Origin of the sequence: Actinopolyspora mzabensis, assembly GCF_900101095.1 — a bacterium.
In the GTDB taxonomy this organism is placed as follows: Bacteria; Actinomycetota; Actinomycetes; order Mycobacteriales; family Pseudonocardiaceae; genus Actinopolyspora; species Actinopolyspora mzabensis.
In genome coordinates this window covers 49,994-68,569 of sequence record NZ_FNFM01000007.1, presented here as the reverse complement: position 1 = coordinate 68,569, position 18,576 = coordinate 49,994, and the positions used below count along the sequence as shown (strand labels likewise).

Below are 18,576 nucleotides of genomic sequence, written 5' to 3'. Positions count from 1 at the left end.
TGACGATCACTCGTGTCACGCGCGGCCCGCACATCACGATTCAGTACCTGCGCGACGCCATCGGAATGTGACCTGTCAAACTGGACGCCGTTGTCGCGTCAGCCACGTGCGGTGTCGGCACCGTGAAGGGCCGGGCGCGACGGCGGCTTTGGACGACTGCCGGACCTTCGGCACCGACCCCGGACGAGGAGACGGACCTAACGTGGCACCTCCACGCGGGCAGATCCGGCCGGCGCGTTACCTGCTGGCCTTCGTGGTGATTCTGCTGGGCATATACAGCCTTGTGTTCTTCACCGGTGACCGCAAACCAGCTCCGGAGCTGGGCATCGACCTGCAGGGCGGTACCCGGGTGACGCTCACGGCGCGGACACCCAACGGTAAACCCCCGACGGACGAGTCGTTGCAGCAGGCTCGCGAGATCATCGAGCAGCGTGTGAACGGACTCGGTGTGAGCGGCTCCGAGGTCACCATCGACGGCACCAACCTGGTGATCACGGTGCCCGGCAAGGACGGTGAACAAGCCAAGCGGCTCGGGCAGACCGCGGAGCTGAACCTTCGCAAGGTCAACCAGGTCGTTCCGGTCAGTGCGTTGCAGGGCAACCAGCCCGGCCAGGGCAATCAATCCGGCCAGGGCAACCAGCAGGGCCAGGGTGAGCAGTCCGGCCAGAACAACGGATCGAGCGGATCCGGGGACCAGTCCTCCGACACCACGCCACAGGCGTTGGGCGCGCAGCAGGCTCCGGCGCAGGAGCAACCGGACGAGAACTCCCAATCCGGCGATGGCGCGCAGCAGTCCGGCAACGATCAGCAGAGCGGTAGCCAGCAGGGCGGTAACCAGCAGGGCGGTAACCAGCAGAACGGGGACCAGCTGACCAGGGCCGAACGGATCGAGCAGGCCAAGCAGCTGCGGCAGAGCAAGAACCCCACCATGCAGCGGCAGGCACTGCTGACGCTGGACTGCAGTGCCCCCGACCCGCTGCGCGGCAACGCCGATCCCAAACTTCCGCTGGTGACCTGCGGTGACGACGGTCAGCGCAAGTACATCCTCGAACCGGTGCTGATCCCCGGCACCCAGATCAGCGACGCCAACTCCTCCCCACCTGGGCAGCGCAAGGCCGAGTGGACCGTCAACCTGGAGTTCAAGAACCAGGGCAAGAACACCTGGGCCGACTTCACCTCGCAGAACGTCGGTGAGCAGGTCGCCTTCGTGCTCGACAACAGGGTGGTCTCCGCCCCCTCCATCAACGACGCGATCGTCGGTGGCACCACCTCGATCTCCGGCAACTTCAACCAGGAGACGGCCAACAACCTCGCCAACACCCTCAAGTACGGTGCGCTGCCACTGGCGTTCGACCAGTCCACCGCCGAGACCGTCTCACCGACGCTGGGGATCGCCTCGCTGCAGGCCGCGTTGCTGGCGGGCGGCATCGGACTGATCCTCGTGGCGGTCTACTGCCTGCTCTACTACCGGCTGCTGGGGCTGTTGACGATCCTTTCGCTGGTGCTGTCCGGTGCGGTCGTCTACGGCGTGCTGGTGCTGTTCGGCCGCTGGATCGGATTCACACTCGACCTGCCGGGCATGGCCGGTTTCATCATCGCGATCGGTATCACCGCGGACTCGTTCATCGTCTTCTTCGAACGGCTCAAGGACGAGATACGCGAGGGCAGAACGTTCCGGTCCGCGGTGCCACGATCCTGGGCCCGCGCTCGCCGGACGATCCTGTCGGCCGACGCGGTCAGCTTCCTCGCGGCGGGTGTGCTGTACCTGCTCGCGGTCGGTCAGGTGAAGGGCTTCGCCTTCACGCTCGGAATGTCGACGGTGCTGGATCTGATCGTCGTCTTCCTGGTCACTCATCCCCTGGTGGCGCTGGCCTCGCGCAGCAAGTTCCTCTCCCGTCCGGGGCTGACCGGTCTCGGCGCGGTCCAGCGGATGGGCGAACGCGCCAGGGCACAGCGAAAGGGCGGCAACCGGCAGCAGGGTGCCTCCAACGGCACTCCGAAGGAGGCGTGAGTCGTGGACACGAGCGGCAGCAACGGGAACGATCCCGCCGCGACCGACGCGAGCGGCACCGAGGCCAAGCGCGGGGTGCTGCAACGGCTCTACACCGGTACCGGTGCTTTCGACATCATCGGCAAGCGCAAGTACTGGTACGTCGTCCTCGGGCTGCTGATGCTGGTCTCGGCCCTTTTCGTCGGCGTCAAGGGCTTCAACCTCAGCATCGAGTTCGAGGGCGGCACCAACATCTCGATGCCCGCGCAGGGCGCCTCCGGGCAGATCAGCACCGAGGAGGCCGAGGACTCCTTCCAGCAGGCGCTCGGCTCCGAGCCGTCCTCGGTGCAGCTGGTGGGCAGCGGTAACAGCCAGACGCTGCAGATCAACACCGAGAAGCTCTCGCAGGCCGAGCTGGTCGAGGTCAAGTCGGCACTGTTCCAGGACCTGCAACCGCTGGGCACCGACGGCCAGCCGAGCGCGGACGCGATCAGCGACAGCGCCGTCAGCGGCACCTGGGGCAGCGAGATCACCCAGCAGGCACTGATCGCCCTGGCCGTGTTCCTCGTGCTGGTGACCGTGTTCCTGGCGTTCTACTTCGAGCGCTGGATGGCGGTCGGCGCCCTGGTGGCGCTGCTGCACGACGTGCTCGTCACCGCGGGCATCTACTCGATGACCGGGTTCCAGGTCAGTCCCAGCACGGTGATCGGTCTGCTCACCATCCTCGGTTTCTCGCTGTACGACACGGTCGTGGTCTTCGACAAGGTCAAGGAGAACACCACCGGGCTGTTGAGCACGAGCAGGCGAACCTATCCCGAGGCGGCGAACCTGGCCGTCAACCAGTCCCTGATGCGGTCGATCAACACCTCGGTGATCGCGCTGCTGCCGGTGCTCGGCCTGCTGGTCGTCGGCGCGGGACTGCTGGGTGTCGGCGTGCTGCGGGATCTCGCGCTGGTGCAGGGCGTCGGCATGCTCGCGGGTGTGCTCTCCTCGCTGCTGCTGGCCACTCCACTGCTGGTCGACCTGAAGATGCGCGAGTCCAAGTACCGCGCGCACTCCGAGAAGGTCGCCCAGCGCAGGCGCAACCGTGGCAGTGACGGGACCGCCACGGCCAACGGGAGCGACACCGACGACCAGTCCGAGTCCGAGTCCGAGCCCGAGTCGAGCACGAGCGGTAAGACGCGTCCCGCCCGGAACGGGAGCAACGGGACCGGTGGCGCGAAACTGGCCGGTGCGGGTGCCTCCGGTTCCGTGGGAGCACAGCCCTCGGGGAAAGCGGGACGCCGTGCCTCCGGACGCAGGCGGCGGTGAACCCCGCGGCTCACCGCGGGCGGGTCTCGGCGGTGACCGTGCGGTCCGGTGATCGTGCAGCCCGGGTGATCGGCGCGACCGATCACCCGGGGATTCTGCCCACAGCTGTGTAGGGACCGCTCGGCGTGGTGTCGCCCCTCCCGGGAAGGCTCACGGCGTTCGTAGCGTTATGCTCGATGCCCGGGTCGCCGCACCGAGCGCCACGGGCGTTCTCGCGTGCGGAGAACCGACCCGGGCCGAGCGGATCCTCGAACACCCGGGAGCGTGCTGTGAGCCAAGAAGTCGAGTCTCCCGCGAGCGGGGCGGAATCTGCCGCGCAGCGGCCCGCCTCGGCCACTCGGCGGGTTCGCGCGCGGTTGGCCCGGCGAATCACCGCGCAGCGTCCTACTCAGGTCAAGCAAGTACTCGAGCCGCTGGCCTCGGTGCACCGCGAGATGCACCCGCAGGCGGATCTGGCGTTGCTGCAGTACGCCTACGACATCGCCGAGGAGCAGCACAGCGACCAGCAGCGCAAGTCCGGCGATCCCTACATCACCCACCCGCTCGCGGTGGCGACCATCCTCGCCGAGCTGGGCATGGACACCACCACGCTGGTGGCCGCGCTGCTGCACGACACCGTCGAGGACACCGACTACCCGCTGGATCAGCTGCGGTCGGACTTCGGTGAGGAGGTCTCCCACCTCGTCGACGGCGTCACCAAGCTCGACAAGGTCAAGCTGGGCAACGCCGCCGAGGCCGAGACCATCCGCAAGATGGTCATAGCGATGGCCCGTGATCCCCGCGTCGTGGTGATCAAGCTCGCCGACCGGTTGCACAACATGCGCACCATGCGGTTCCTGCCGCCGGAGAAGCAGGTCCGCAAGGCGCGCGAGACCCTCGAGGTGCTCGCGCCGCTGGCGCACCGGTTGGGCATGGCCACCATCAAGTGGGAGCTGGAAGACCTGGCCTTCGCGATCCTGCAGCCCAAGAAGTACGACGAGATCGTGCGGCTGGTGGCCAATCGCGCGCCCTCCAGGGACACCTACCTGCGCACCGTGGTCGACGAGCTGTCGTCGAACCTGGACGCGGCGCGGCTCTCCGCGAAGGTGGAGGGGCGGCCCAAGCACTACTACTCGATCCACCAGAAGATGATCGTGCGGGGCCGCGACTTCGACGACATCCACGATCTGGTCGGAGTGCGCATCCTCGTCGACCAGGTGCGGGACTGCTACGCCGCCATGGGCGTGGTGCACGCGCTGTGGCAGCCGATGCCCGGCCGGTTCAAGGACTACATCGCCCAGCCCAAGTTCGGGGTCTACCAGTCGCTGCACACCACGGTGATCGGCCCCGAGGGCAAGCCGCTGGAAGTGCAGATCCGTACCGAGGAGATGCACCGCACCGCCGAGTACGGCATCGCGGCCCACTGGCGCTACAAGGAGACCAAGGCGCGCGGGCGCGGTGCCGGTGTCGAGATCGACGAGATGGCCTGGATGCGCCAGCTGTTGGACTGGCAGCGAGAGGCCGCGGATCCGGGGGAGTTCCTGGAGTCGCTGCGCTACGATCTCAACACCAGGGAGATCTTCGTATTCACTCCCAAGGGTGATGTGATCACGCTTCCGGCGGGATCCACCCCGGTCGACTTCGCCTACGCGGTGCACACCGAGGTGGGGCACCGCTGCATCGGATCCAGGGTCAACGGCAGACTCGTCGCGCTCGAACGCAAGCTGGAGAACGGTGAGGTCGTCGAGATCTTCACCTCCAAGGCCGAGGGGTCCGGTCCGAGCAGGGACTGGCTGTCCTTCGTCGCCTCGCCGCGCGCCAAGACCAAGATCAAGCAGTGGTTCGCCAAGGAGCGGCGGGAAGAGGCCATCGAGTCCGGCAAGCAGGCCATCGCCAAGGAGCTGCGCAGGCTGGGGCTGCCCGTGCAGCGGCTGGTCTCGGCCGATTCCATCGGATCGGTGGCCAAGGAACTGCACTACACCGATGTGACCGCGTTGTACGCGGCGGTCGGGGAGCGACAGGTCTCGGCGCACCACGTGGTGCAGCGGCTGGTCGCCTCGTTCGGCGGGGTGGAACAGGCCGAGGACGAGATCGCGGAACGCTCCACCCCCTCCACGGTGCAGCAGCAGCGTCGCAGTTCCGGCGATTCCGGTGTGCGGGTGGAGGGTGCCAACGCGGGGGAGGTCTGGGCGAAGCTCGCGCGTTGCTGCACCCCGGTGCCCGGCGACGAGATCCTCGGCTTCGTCACGCGCGGCGGCGGCGTCAGCGTGCACCGCACCGACTGCAACAACGCGGACGACCTGCGATCCAAGCCCGAACGGTTGGTGGAGGTCTACTGGGCCCCGTCGAACTCCTCGGTGTTCCTGGTGGCCATCCAGGTCGAGGCGCTGGACCGGCACCGGTTGCTCTCGGACGTGACGAAGGTGCTGGCCGACGAGAAGGTCAACATCCTGTCCGCCTCGGTGACCACCTCCAAGGACCGCGTCGCGGTGAGCCGGTTCTCCTTCGAGATGGGCGATCCCAAGCATTTGGGACACGTGCTGAAAGCCGTGCGCAACATCGAGGGCGTATACGATGTCTACCGCATGACATCCGCGGCATAGGGATGCCGCAGGCTGTGCCGGTTGGTCTGGGTGGCTGGTTAGCCGGCACGTGAGTCGGCGCCTTGGGAGTGTTGGGCCGGCTCTTGAGTAGCGACCTACGCGGCGAGCGGCCCGGCCTCGCAATGCATCCGACTCACGCACCGGGGACACGCACGCTGCGTCGTTTGTGCTGATGATTCGAGTAAGGGCTCGGCTTCTGAGCGGTTCCCACGAGCAGGTAGCGACCAAGAGCTACCCGACGTCTCCGGCGTCCTCGCGAGAGCACCACGAGAGAACCCGCGGCGGTGCAGGCTGCGGCAGTGGTGGGAGCTCGGCCCTGCGTCGAAGCGGCGCGGCGATTTCGTGGGAAATTTACGCGAGCCGGGGCCATACCGCCGCACCGCGCGGCGATCTCGCGGGAAATTTACGCAGTCCCCCCGCCACGCCCGCGCGGCCCCGGTCACGCGGGCGTTCCCCGGTACTCCGGCCCAGGGGGTCCGGGGCCGGAGTACTGGGGGCGGGGTTTCCGGTCAGGACTGCACGGCCACCTTCTCGAAGGTCACCTTCTTGTTCGGCTTGCCGCCACCGGCACGCGAGAACGAGCCGTCGTGCCCGGCACGCGCGACCTCATCGACCACCTGCAGGCCCTCCTTCGACACGGTGCCGAACACCGTGTAGTTGGACTGCAGCGGTGCCTCGCCGTACACGATGAAGAACTGGCTGCCGTTGGTGTCGGCACCCGAGTTGGCCATCGCCAGGTACCCGCGTCCGTACTGGATGTCGGAGTAGGTCTCGTCGTCGAACTGGTATCCGGGGCCGCCGGTGCCCTTGCCCGCCGGGTCACCGCACTGCAGCATCTGCAGCCCCGAGGTGGAGAGACGGTGGCAGGGGGTGTCGTTGTAGAACCCGGACTCGGCGAGGTGGACGAAGCTGTTGACCGTGCAGGGGGCCAGCGAGCGGTCCAATGTGATCGGAATGGTGCCCACGTTCGCCTCGATCGTTGCCTGCACGGTGCCCTTCGAGGAGACCTTGCCGTCCTCGGGAGGCTCTACCTGTTTGGCCGGTTCACCCTTCGAACGGTAGGTGCAGGAGACCTGGTTCGGCAGCGGTTCCGGGCGACTCGGAGCGGGCGCGAGTTCGGTCGGTATGGATATCTGCTCCGAGTTCGACTGTTCGGAGGTGGCCGTGGAGCTCGGCGGCGCACTCGCGGCGCTGTTGTCTCCGGCGCCAGTACGGGTGAGGAAGTAGACCCCCACCACGGCCGCGATCACCACGACGATAGTGGTGGTCACCGCCACGGTCCTGCGTTTGCGGGCTTGTTCCTCCCTGCGGGCGAGCTGACGCTCGAGCTTGCTCTTGGCCGCCTGGCGACGTTGTTCGTTGCTGGACACCTGTTCCCACTCCGCGGTCGGGGTCGGTCGGGTTCGTCCCGAGGAAACAACACGGGATCACGTTTTCGGGGAGTGTAGAACGGCCCGGTGTGCGAAAACTGTGAGACCGCACGACTAGGCTGGGAGCACTGGAGTGATCCGGGTGGCCCGCCGGTCCGGGGTGCGGTGGTTCCCCGCGCCGCGGGCCCCCGGTCGCACGTCCCCGAACGCTGAAGAGGTAGCACTCCGTGCTTGTTGTTGGTTTCCCCGTCGGACAGCTCCAGGCGAACTGCTACGTGCTCGCCCCGCACGAGGGCGGCGAGTGCGTAGTGGTGGACCCGGGTCAGGATGCCGCCGAGCCGGTGCGCGAGCAGCTGGACAACCACGGGCTCACCCCCGTGGGCGTGCTGTTGACGCATGGCCATTTCGACCACGTGTTCTCCGCCGGGGAACTGTGTGAGTCCTACCGGATACCCGCTTGGGTGCACCCCGCGGACCACTACATGCTCGCCGACCCCGGCGCCGCGCTTGGCCCGGAGGGGCGCCAGCTGTTCGACGGTGTGGCGGTGAAGGTGCCGGAGGACGTGCGCGAACTCTCCGGCGACACCGTGCTCAACCTGGCGGGCATGGAGTTCGACGTGCGGCCCGCCCCCGGCCACACAGGCGGTTCGGTGCTGTTCGGGACCGGCACCCCGGAAGGCGGTCGACTGCTGCTGACCGGTGACACCCTGTTCGCCGGAGCCATCGGTCGCACCGATCTGCCCGGCGGCGACCACGAGCGGATGCTGCGCACACTCCGGAACGAGATCCTGCCGCATCCCGACGACACGGCCGTGCTCCCGGGGCACGGATCCACCACGACCATCGGGCGGGAGCGCGAGAGCAACCCCTTCCTGCGGGGGCTCGGCGCCTCCGACGTGACGGCCGACTGACCGCCCTCGAACAACCAGCACCAGGACCGACGAGACCAGAAGAAGTCAGCGATGAGTACGTTTGCCGCCCCCAAGGGCATTCCCGAGTACTACCCCCCGGAATCGGCGCGATTCCTCGCGGTGCGCGACACCCTCGGTGAAGCCGCTCGCCGTGCCGGGTACGGTTACATCGAGCTGCCGGTGTTCGAGGACACCGCGCTGTTCGCACGCGGTGTGGGTGAGTCCACCGACGTGGTCAGCAAGGAGATGTACACCTTCCCCGACCAGGGCGGACGTTCGATCACGCTGCGTCCCGAGGGCACGGCGGGTGTGATCAGGTCGGTCATCGAACACGGTCTCGATCGTGGCCAGCTGCCGCTCAAGCTGTACTACAGCGGGGCGTTCTTCCGGTACGAGCGACCGCAGGCAGGCCGCTATCGACAACTGCAGCAGGTGGGCGTGGAGGCCATCGGCGTGGACGATCCGGCGCTGGACGCCGAGGTGATCGCCGTCGCCGACGAGGGCTACCGCAGACTGGGGCTGACCGGCCACCGCATCGAGCTCACCTCGCTGGGCGACAGCACGTGCCGTCCGGAGTACCGGGCCAAGCTGCAGGAGTTCCTGCGCGGGTTGCCGCTGGACGAGGAGACGCGCCGTCGGGTGGAGCTCAACCCGCTGCGGGTGCTCGACGACAAACGCCCGGAAGTCCGCGAGATGGTCGCCGACGCCCCGCTGATGGCCGACAACCTCTCCGAGCAGGCCGCCGAGCACTACGAACAGGTCAAGGCGCACCTGCGTGACCTCGACGTCCCGTTCACCGAGAACCCCAGGCTGGTCAGGGGACTGGACTACTACACCAAGACCACCTTCGAGTTCGTGCACGACGGGCTCGGGGCGCAGTCCGGCATCGGCGGTGGCGGTCGCTACGACGGGCTGATGGCCGATCTCGGTGGTGCCGAGCTCTCCGGGGTGGGATTCGGACTGGGCCTGGACCGCACCATGCTCGCCTGCGAGGTGGAGGGGGTGCAGCCCGGCGACCAGTCCCGTTGCGACATCTACTGCGTACCGCTCGGCGAACAGGCCAAGCGTCGACTGGTGGCGCTGGCAGGTCAGCTGCGGCACGCGGGCATCAGAGTGGAGATCGCCTACGGCGGCAAGGGGCTGAAGGGGGCGATGAAGGCGGCCGACCGTTCCGGCGCCCGCTACGCGCTGGTACTGGGAGAACGGGATCTGGCCGAGGACTCGGCGCAGCTGAAGGACCTTTCCGGCGGGCAGCAGGAGAGCATCCCGCTGTCCTCGGTGGTCGAGAAGGCGCGGACGGTGCTTTCCGGATGAGCGAGGAACAGTCCCAGGAGACCGTGACGCTGGATCTGCTCGATCGTCGCGTCGTCCGCAGGCGGGCGATCAGTGTCGCCGTCGCCGCCGTCGTGATCGGGGCGGCCATCGGCGGCATCGCGGGCCTGTTCGCGGGTGTGGCCGGTTTCTTCGTCCCGTTGGTCGTACTGGCGCTGCCGCTGCTGCTGATGGCCTACGGCGAGGCACGCAAGACCTACTGGCTGCGCGGCACCGAAGTGGCGGCGCGTGCCTTCGGCACCCGGCGGGTCGATCTGTCGACGGCCACCGCGCTGGACGTGCTGATCACCGATATCCGGGGCACCCGCACGATCAGCCTGGTCGTCACCGGGCCGCCCCGGCACCGCACGTTGAACGTGGCGCTGGCGATGTACGCGGGTACCGGTGGGAAGGAACTCGGTGTCTACGCGCTGCGGCGGCTGGCCGACACGTTGGCCGGTACCGGAGACACCCGCGCGCTGGTGCTCTCGGAACTGATCGTGGCACAGCTCAAGGCCGAGGCACGCGGCGACGCCGCGGCGGACCGGCCGCTGTACAAACTGGCCTCCGCGGTTCCGGGGGGCGGCGTTGCCCGGCGAGTGGCCAACACCGACGTGGCGAAGTTCGTGGCCATGCTGGACTGAGTCGGCTGGACGGGCTGTTCGCCCCGAACGGGCGGGAACCGGTGGAGCGGCTTCAGTGGCGCGAACGGGAACCGCGGCGTGGTCTCGCCGCGCCGAGCACCGCACGCGTCGAGCCCTCCGCGGCGGCTCGGCGCACCACGTCGAGCACCCCGTAAGTGTCCGCCCGCCGCTCCTCGGAACGCGCCCCCGAACCGTCCCCGGCCCCGTCCCGCGTGTCGTTCTCGCTCAGCACCACCGTCGCGGCGATGGCGGTGGTCAGCGGCACGGCGGCGATCAGGCCCAGACTGCCCACCAGGGTGCGCACGATTTCCTGGGCCACGTCCTGGGTGGTGGCGATGTCCCCGAACGACTGGCCGGACAGCTTGTAGGTCAACAACAGCGGGAGCGCCGTGCCCGCGTAGGCCAGCACGAGCGTGTTGACCGAGGACGCCACGTGGTCCCGACCGATCCGCAGCGCGGCCGAGTACAGTTCCCGCCAACGCAACCGTGGGTTGGCGTGGTGCAGTTCCCAAACCGCGCTGGTCTGCGTAACGGTCACGTCGTCGAGTACTCCCAGCGCCCCGATCACGACCCCGGCCAGCAGCAGCCCCCGAGCGTCGATGTCGTGCCCCAGGGCGCTTATCAGGGACGAAGTGGACTCGTCCAGTCCGGTCAGTCCGGTCAGCGCGGCGAACCCCGCGCTGAGCAGGCCGATCAGACTCAGACTCGCCAGGGTGCCGAGCACGGCGGTCGAGGTCCGTGCCGAGACGCCGTGCGTCGCGTAGAGCACGCAGAACATGATCAGGCCGGCTGCCACCACGGCGACCAGCAGGGGGCCGGCTCCGGAGAGAATGGCGGGAAGCACGAATCCGAGCAGCACGGTCATCGTCAGCGTCAGCGCCAGCAGGGAGGCCGCTCCCTTGACGCGTCCCAGCGCGATCACCGACGCGGCGAACAGGCCGACCAGCACCAGTAGCCAGCCGCCCCGTTGGTAGTCCACGATCCGGTACGAGGTGGACTCGCGTGGCGAGTCGCCGGAGTAGGAGAGCACGATCTCGTCTCCCACACCGAATTCCGGGGTGGTCGGCTCGTCGGGCACTCGTTGTTCGATCGTGCTCCCCGACGCCGGGCCGCCGTGCAGTTCGACGCGAAGCAGCACGCAGTTCCCCGAGCCTCCGGTGCCCTGGCCGGAGGTCCCGCCCGTGGTGCAGGATCCGGTGCGTGCCGCGACCACGACACCGTCCACCGGGTTGCGGGTAAAGCCCGGTTTCGCCTCCGGGGCGGAGTGCTGCCCGAAGGGATACAGCAGGACCGCCCCTGTCACGGCGGCCAACGCGAAGGGCGTCAGCACCGCGGCGAGCAGCCGCCGGGTGCGTCGGGAGGCGCTCGGAGCGGAATGACCGTGGCCGTGACCGTGGCCGGTGGGAGGAGTGCTCGGGATGCCGTTGGCGGAATCTTCGGGGGACGGCACCGCATCATGGTACGACCGCGGCTTCTCCGGTTTTTCCCGCCTTCCGACGAGCCCGGCACAGCTTCGTGTGGGGCGGTGCCCCCGACTGGACAGCGGTTCGAATGCGTGTTCGAATAGGGGTCGTGCGTTGGGAGAGGCAACGGATCGCCCCGCCGAGCGGTCCTTCGGGGCGAGCGGGCACCTCCACTGGCCGTGGCGAGACGGCCGAGCTGGACCTGGGCGTGTCACCGGAACCCGTGGCACCAGAACGGTCGCCGAGCGGCGATCGCCGGGTGGGCGCGGGGCTGCGACTGCCCGAGCCGGTGCCGATCGAGGCGGGCACGGCGGACGCCTACGCCATCGAGATCCGGGCGAAGTCGATCCTCAACCGGGTGCCGGGGGAGTCCGGTGTTCCGTTCGAGTGGACCCTGAACCCCTACCGGGGTTGCGGTCACGCGTGTCGTTACTGCTTCGCCCGCAACACCCACACCTATCTCGACCTGGACAGTGGGCACGATTTCGACAGCAAGATCGTGGTCAAGGTCAACGCCGGACAACTGCTGCGCCGCGAGTTGGCGAGCCCGAAGTGGCGCGGTGAACCGGTGGCGATGGGAACCAACACCGATCCCTACCAGCGTGCCGAGGGGCGTTACGCGTTGATGCGGGACGTCATCACCGCGCTGACCGAGCGTGCCAACCCGTTCTCGATCCTCACGAAGTCGACGCTGATTCTGCGCGATCGCGATCTCATCGAGTCGGCGGCTGCTGTGACCGATGTTTCGGTCGCGGTGTCCATCGGTTCGCTCGACGAGCGGCTCTGGCGGACGGTCGAACCGGGTACTCCCGCGCCCGCCCGGCGACTGGATGTGGTTCGGCGCTTCGCCGAGTCCGGGATCGGTTGTTCGGTGTTGCTCGCCCCGATCCTGCCCGGGCTCAGCGATTCACCGGAGCAGATCGACCGCACGGTGGGGGCGCTGGTCGAGGCAGGGGCGAAAAGCATCACCCCGTTGCCGCTCCATCTCCGCCCCGGTGCCCGCGAGTGGTATCGCGCCTGGCTGCAACGTGAGTATCCGTCGCTGGTTCCGCGCTATGCGCGGCTGTACCGCAACAGTGCCTACGCCCCCGAGTCCTACCAGCGAGAAGTGGTGGAGCTGGTGGAACAGGCCTGCCGCGCACACGGGATGCCCCGCCGCCCCGGCAGCGGGGCACGCCAGACCCCGGAACACACCGTTTCCGAAGCCGCGCCCGAGCAGCTCAGCCTGCTCTGATCCCTACCGTGCCGGTGGAGGGCAGAGTGGTCGTTTCGCGCGCACGGCAACGGAGCCGTGCCAGCGCCGGTCGTCAGTGCGGTGTCACCGGCGTCGGTTCGCGGTGTCAGGGGAGGCCCGGACGCGAGGGGAGGGGGCCGGCCGCGCCGTGCGGCCCGGTAGCGCCCGGCACGAACTCGGGCCTCCGCCGCGTGGGAGCGTTACCCACCTCATCCGAGTCGTTGGGCCAGTGCCGCGGGCGGTCGGCTCGCGAGGCCGGGAACTCCGTTCGCCCTCGGCGTCGGCTGAACGGGTTGCCATCTCACGCAGAACGCGCCGAGACCGAAGTCCAGTGCCACGGCGTGGGTGCGGCCGCGCGGATCGATCGACATCGGCTTGGCGGTTCCCAACTCCGAACCGTCCGGTCGGGCGGTGAAACTCTCGCAGTGTGCGGGTGGATTGTCCGGGTCGAACCACAGTTCCACCAGGTACTCCCGCACGGGCAGCCGGAACCTGCGCGAGTACGTGTGGTCCTGTTCGGTCCCCACCAGACCGTTCGGGCCGTGGGTGATCTCGTACTCCAGCAGCGCGGTCTCGCCTTTTTCCAGGCAGTGGTCGAACAGCAACTCCGCCGCGACCACCCCGTTGCGGTGGTCCGAGAGCGTCCGGCCGAGAGTGCAGCCATGCGAGGCGTTGATGTTGGGAGGTGCCACACCGCTGCCCGCGTTGTCGAAGACGGTCACCCAACGATCCACCCCGTTGCGCTCCGCCTGGACCAGCTGGCGTACCCGCAGGACTCGCTGCTTGCCCGCCGAGTCGATCTCGAGTACGTCGTGCTGGCTCAGCCGTGTGAGGTGACCGTCCGCGCTGGTGTCCAGTCTGCTGAGCAGCCCGGCGGCCGAGGCGTTGTCGGACCAGAGCGTGGCCAGCGTCGGCGCCGAGGGCTCCTCCCGGTTGCGGCCCCTCGGCTTCGGGGGGCCCAACAGCGCCGACAGCGAGCCGTCCGGCACGCCGAGCACGTCCTCCAGCGCGCGCAGCGCCACCAGTGAGTCCGGTCGTTCCGGTCTGCGACGTCCGGATTGCCAGTAACTCAGCGCGGTGATGCTCACCGGGGTGCCTCTGGCACGCAGCCGATGCTGAATGCGCTCCAGGCTGAGTCTGCTCGAACGGATCGCGGCTCGCAGCGCGACGTCGAACGGGCCGGTCCGCAGCAGCTTGGACAGCTCGGGGGACAGTTGTCGGTGCTCGTGTCCGGTTAACGGGGATGCTGTGGAGGGTGTTCGGGTGCGGGGGACGACCATTACCACTCCTCGTGCTTGCTGGCCTCCCGCGGAACGCTAATTGCACTGATCACGTTCGTGCAACGAGATTGCGGGAATTCGACGTCCCCTGGAGATGAACGTTACCGATTCGGTCGCGGTGGCGAGGTTTCCCGTGGTGCTGTCGGGAGCACGGTTCGCTCCGTGCGGGAAATGACCCGTTCGATTTCCCATCCCTTCCCGATCGTCGTGACATTCGGGTGTGCTACGTCGGGCCGCGTGCACGGTGGCGACCCGAAACCTGGTGCACGGTCGGTGGTCGGCGTTGGCTAGCCTGGAGTGGTCCCGCTCCGGACGACCACCCGATTCACTTCGTAAGGAGATCAGCAGCCGTGATGCGCACGCACGAGGCCGGCTCGCTCCGTGCCGACCAAGCCGGGCAGTCCGTCACCCTCGCCGGATGGGTGGCGCGTCGCCGTGATCACGGTGGAGTGATCTTCATCGATCTGCGTGATGCCTCGGGAGTGGCTCAGGTGGTCTTCCGCGAGGGTGAGATGGCGGAGCGCGCCCACCGGTTGCGCGCCGAGTTCTGCGTCCGCGTCACCGGGGAGATCTCGCTTCGCCCGGAGGGCAACGAGAACCCGGAGATCGCGACGGGTGCCATCGAGGTGACCGCCACCGACCTCGAGGTGCTCTCCGAGTCGGCTCCGCTGCCCTTCCCGGTGGACGAGCACCTGGACGTGGGCGAGGACGTCCGGCTGCGGCACCGCTACCTGGATCTGCGCCGCCCCGGGCCCGCGAAGGCGATCAGGATGCGCAGCGAGGCCAACCGCATCGCGCGGGAGGTGCTGCACGGCCGCGAGTTCGTCGAGGTGGAGACCCCCACGATGACGCGCTCCACCCCGGAGGGCGCCCGTGACTTCCTCATCCCGGCGAGGCTGCAGCCCGGCAGCTGGTACGCGTTGCCACAGTCGCCGCAGTTGTTCAAGCAGCTGCTGATGGTCGGTGGTCTGGAGCGTTACTTCCAGATCGCCCGCTGCTACCGTGACGAGGACTTCCGCGCCGATCGCCAGCCGGAGTTCACCCAGCTCGACGTCGAGATGAGCTTCGTGGACGCCGAGGACGTCATCGACATCAGCGAACGGGTGATCCGCGCGCTGTGGCGCGAACTGGCCGACCACGAGATTCCCGCTCCGATTCCCCGGTTGCCCTACGCCGAGGCGATGGCGCGCTACGGGACGGACAAACCGGACCTGCGGTTCGGTGTGGAACTGACCGAGTTGACCGACTACTTCCGCGATACCCCCTTCCGAGTCTTCCAGGCTCCCTACGTCGGTGCCGTGGTCATGCCGGGTGGTGCCGACCAGCCCCGCAGGCAGCTGGATGCCTGGCAGGAGTGGGCCAAGCAGCGCGGCGCGAAGGGGCTGGCCTACGTGCTGGTCGGCGCCGACGGCACACTGTCCGGGCCGGTGGCCAAGAACCTCTCGGAACCGGAGCGTGACGGGCTGGCCAAGGCAGTCGGCGCTTCCCCGGGGGACTGCGTGTTCTTCGCGGCGGGGCAGCCCGGACCCTCGCGCGCGCTGCTCGGGGCGGTCCGGCTGGAGGTCGCGGAGAACTGCGGACTCGTCGACCACGACGCCTGGTCGTTCGTGTGGATCGTGGACGCCCCCATGTTCGAGTCCGTCGACGACAGCGACGACGTGGCAGTCGGCGCCGGTCGCTACACCGCTGTGCACCATCCCTTCACCGCGCCGGTACCGGAGTGGGCCGACAGCTTCGAGCAGAACCCGGAGAAGGCGTTGGCCAGCGCTTATGATCTCGTGTGCAACGGTAACGAGATCGGCGGTGGTTCCGTTCGTATCCATCGCTGGGAGATGCAACAGCGAGTGTTCGAGGTGCTCGGTATCTCCAAGGAGGAGGCCGACGAGAAGTTCGGTTTCCTGTTGGAGGCATTCCGGTACGGCCCGCCGCCGCACGGTGGTGTGGCCTTCGGGTGGGACCGCATCTGCATGCTGCTGAGCGGCGCGGAGTCGTTGCGTGAGGTCATCGCCTTCCCGAAGAGCGGCAACGGGTTCGACCCGCTCACCGGTGCTCCCGCGCCCATCACCGCGGCGCAGCGCAAGGAGGCCGGGGTGGACGCCAAGCCCACCCGGCGGGGCGGCGGGGAAACCGATCAGGTGGCGGGCTCCTGACTTACGTTGGCCGTTCCCGTTCGCTCGGGAAGTGTTGCGCCGTGTCGCCGGGTGTCGCTGAGTCACGGTGCGTGTTCGTGGTGGTGAGTCGTTTCGTGTCACCCCGATGGGCAAACGAGCAGCCGAGCCCGGGGTGAGCACGCTCTCACCCGGTGCTCCGGCTGCGGATGATGTTCTCCTCGGCGCCGGCGGGAAGAGCTTTCCGATCCGGACGGTTCCACAGCGTCAACTGATACTCCGATCGCGTGAATACCCGTTACGTCCGTGGCGGCACACCGTCTACGGTCGGTGGCGAAATATCGGCCGTTTGGCGTTCGGAATTTTCTGGTCTTTCGGGTTGTTCCCGTTTTCGGGAGTGTTCTCGTCTTTCGGAGCCGCCCGTCGTCGGTCTCCGTGCTGCCATCCAGGAGCGTAGGTGGGTGGCACGCCGGGCAGTAACGAGTGAAAAACATCGTGCAACCACTGTGGTGATTGGTTCGTCGTCGGAACGGGTAGTTCACCTCGGTGGCAAGGGTTGCCGAGCGATCGGTGGCCGCGTAACCGTTGAGGGTGGTGTTCTTGTGGGTACCGTCGGTACGCAAGGCCGTTACCCGAGTCGGGTGTAACTTAACCGGTCAGGCCCGTCGAGCAGCGGGCGGTGGCGGTAGGGTCTGGAGACGATGAGCGTGGAAATCACCACCGGTCCGCCGGAGGTTCGTGTGCCCGCGAGTGCGGAGGTTACCGATACGCTCGGTACTGCGGAGACCGTGCTCACCCGGAGAATGGGGGCACCCGTCCGGCTCGCCGACCCGGAGGACCTGGGCGGCAGCGGCCGGTCGGTCGTGATGCGGGTTCGTGTCGCCGAGACACCGTTCGAGTTGCCGCGCACGCTCGTGATCAAGCATTACGGAACGGTTCCCGGCAAGGGCCATTCGGATCCGTATGCCCACGAGGCGGCAAGTTGTCAGCTGGCCACCGCACTTCCACCGGAACTGCGCGTCGGGCCGGAACTGATCGCCCAGGACACCGAGAAGCGGCTGTTGGTTCTGGAGGACCTCGGTCGCGGCGCGAACCTGGCCGACGTGCTGTTCGCCGACGATCCACGTGCCGCCGAGCGCTCGTTGTTGGCCTGGGCTCGTGCGCTGGGCAGGCTGCACACCTCGATGGCGGGCAGGGAGGCCGACTTCGACGCTCTGATGCGCAGGCTCGGGCTCGAGTCGTGGACCGATCCGGTCGCCGACGACATCCAGCGCTCGTTGCGGGAGCTTCCCGAGCTGTTGGCCAACACCCTCGATCTGTCGTTGCCCGAGCAGGTGCGAGCACGACTCGATTCCGCCGCCGGGCTGTTGGGCTCGACCAAGTACCGCTCCTTCAGCCCCTCCGACATCTGCCCGGACAACAGTCTGGTGACGGGTAACGGGGTGCGGTTTCTGGACTTCGAATGGGCGTGCGTCCGTGACATAGCGCTGGATGCCGCCTATCTGCAGTTCCCGTTCCCCTCCTCCTGGTGTTCGTACGCCATGCCCGCGGGGCTGGTGGACAACATGCTCGCCACCTGGCGTTCGGAGATCGTCGAGGTGTGGTCGGACCTGGACGACGACGCCGTGCTGCTGCCTCGGCTGCTGGACGCGCAGCTGCTCTGGGTCTGGGTGTCGACCTGGTGGTTCCTACCACGGGACGGTCAGTTGGACGGTCCCATCGACGCCCACATGCCTTCGCCGCGTCGAAGCACCGCGCTCGCCGACCGTTGGCAGCGCTTGGGCAAGGACGCCGCTGCCAACGACATGCCGGAGATCGCCGAGTACGCGGAGCGGATGGTTCAGGCGCTGGTGGAACGATTCGGTTCCGGAGCGCTGGAGTTGCGGCCGTATCCGGCCTTTCGCTGAACGCGACCACTCCCGGGGCGCGCGACCGCGTTTTCGTCCGCCACGGACAGGAGAACCTCTCTCGGGGGCCGGTTCCGAACGGGAGCCGGCCGTCCGAAGCTCCCGTGCCCGCCACCTCGCACGCGCCTACCGGGCAAACCCACGCGCCTACCGGGCAAAACCTCGGACTTCCCGTGTTGCAACCCCGTTCCGGTAGGGCTGTGCGGAACCCTCGCATGGGCCTCGTGTGCGGAAAGCCGTCACCGGGGAACCGGCTCACCGGGCAATCGCCGCTGTGGAGTCGCCGCTGTGGCATCGGCATTGGAGACTCGGCGCGGGAGACTCGACGCTGGGGGAACCGCTGTTCGGGCCGCCCTGCCGGGATCGAGCGGGAAACCAAGGAAGATGTAGTCTTTTCGTGTATTCCTATTATTTGGGAAGCAGTCGCTCGTGTGCTGTGTGATAGCTTACACACGAAAGTGGTAT

12 protein-coding genes are annotated in these 18,576 nt (G+C 67.9%); 9 read left to right on the top strand and 3 right to left on the bottom strand.

Annotated features, from left to right (window positions below):
* Positions 1-202 precede the first annotated feature (202 nt).
* The 3 genes from secD to BLR41_RS12860 all read left to right on the top strand — a co-directional run bounded on the left by secD (position 203) and on the right by BLR41_RS12860 (position 5,883).
* Positions 203-2,011, top strand: coding sequence for a protein translocase subunit SecD (gene secD / locus BLR41_RS12870; RefSeq protein WP_092628484.1), 1,809 nt, complete (start codon positions 203-205; stop codon positions 2,009-2,011).
* 3 nt (positions 2,012-2,014) lie between these two features.
* Positions 2,015-3,301, top strand: coding sequence for a protein translocase subunit SecF (gene secF / locus BLR41_RS12865; RefSeq protein WP_092628482.1), 1,287 nt, complete (start codon positions 2,015-2,017; stop codon positions 3,299-3,301).
* Between the two features lie 269 nt (positions 3,302-3,570).
* The gene (locus BLR41_RS12860; protein ID WP_092628481.1) at positions 3,571-5,883 is read left to right on the top strand and encodes a RelA/SpoT family protein; all 2,313 of its coding nucleotides are present in this window, start codon (positions 3,571-3,573) and stop codon (positions 5,881-5,883) included.
* Positions 5,884-6,392: 509 nt separating this feature from the next.
* On the opposite strand, the gene BLR41_RS12855 is transcribed toward BLR41_RS12860, so the two are convergent.
* A complete protein-coding gene (locus tag BLR41_RS12855) occupies positions 6,393-7,253 on the bottom strand; it encodes a peptidylprolyl isomerase (RefSeq protein ID WP_092628480.1) in 861 nt (286 codons plus the stop codon).
* Between the two features lie 227 nt (positions 7,254-7,480).
* Here BLR41_RS12855 and BLR41_RS12850 point away from each other — a divergent pair, with 227 nt between their 5' ends.
* Genes BLR41_RS12850 through BLR41_RS12840 form a run of 3 tightly spaced genes read left to right on the top strand, consistent with a single transcriptional unit; the run spans position 7,481 to position 10,119 of the window.
* Positions 7,481-8,164 (top strand): MBL fold metallo-hydrolase, encoded by a 684-nt coding sequence (locus tag BLR41_RS12850; RefSeq protein WP_092628479.1) that lies wholly within the window; start codon positions 7,481-7,483, stop codon positions 8,162-8,164.
* A 51-nt stretch (positions 8,165-8,215) separates the two neighbouring features.
* Positions 8,216-9,478: a histidine--tRNA ligase gene (gene hisS, locus BLR41_RS12845; protein WP_092628477.1), complete on the top strand. Its 1,263-nt coding sequence runs from the start codon at positions 8,216-8,218 to the stop codon at positions 9,476-9,478.
* Positions 9,475-10,119 (top strand): hypothetical protein, encoded by a 645-nt coding sequence (locus BLR41_RS12840; protein WP_092628475.1) that lies wholly within the window; start codon positions 9,475-9,477, stop codon positions 10,117-10,119. The genes hisS and BLR41_RS12840 overlap by 4 nt, the downstream gene beginning before the upstream one ends.
* 52 nt (positions 10,120-10,171) lie before the next feature.
* Here BLR41_RS12840 and BLR41_RS12835 read toward each other — a convergent pair whose 3' ends face one another.
* Positions 10,172-11,569 carry a YibE/F family protein gene (locus BLR41_RS12835; RefSeq protein ID WP_176797971.1) on the bottom strand — a complete coding sequence of 466 codons (1,398 nt, stop codon included), beginning with the start codon at positions 11,567-11,569 and terminating at the stop codon, positions 10,172-10,174.
* A 122-nt stretch (positions 11,570-11,691) separates the two neighbouring features.
* On the opposite strand from BLR41_RS12835, the gene BLR41_RS12830 reads away from it, so the two are divergent.
* Complete coding sequence (locus BLR41_RS12830) at positions 11,692-12,816, top strand: Rv2578c family radical SAM protein (protein WP_218120115.1); 1,125 nt, start codon at positions 11,692-11,694, stop codon at positions 12,814-12,816.
* 209 nt (positions 12,817-13,025) lie between these two features.
* Here BLR41_RS12830 and BLR41_RS12825 read toward each other — a convergent pair whose 3' ends face one another.
* On the bottom strand, positions 13,026-14,096 hold the full coding sequence (locus BLR41_RS12825; RefSeq protein WP_245694115.1) for a hypothetical protein: 1,071 nt from the start codon (positions 14,094-14,096) through the stop codon (positions 13,026-13,028).
* 350 nt (positions 14,097-14,446) lie between these two features.
* Here BLR41_RS12825 and aspS point away from each other — a divergent pair, with 350 nt between their 5' ends.
* Both aspS and BLR41_RS12815 read left to right on the top strand, forming a co-directional pair.
* Positions 14,447-16,246, top strand: a complete 1,800-nt coding sequence (aspS, locus tag BLR41_RS12820; RefSeq protein ID WP_092628474.1) for an aspartate--tRNA ligase — start codon at positions 14,447-14,449, stop codon at positions 16,244-16,246.
* A gap of 659 nt (positions 16,247-16,905) precedes the next feature.
* Positions 16,906-18,111, top strand: coding sequence for a phosphotransferase family protein (locus BLR41_RS12815; protein ID WP_092628473.1), 1,206 nt, complete (start codon positions 16,906-16,908; stop codon positions 18,109-18,111).
* Positions 18,112-18,576: the final 465 nt, after the last annotated feature.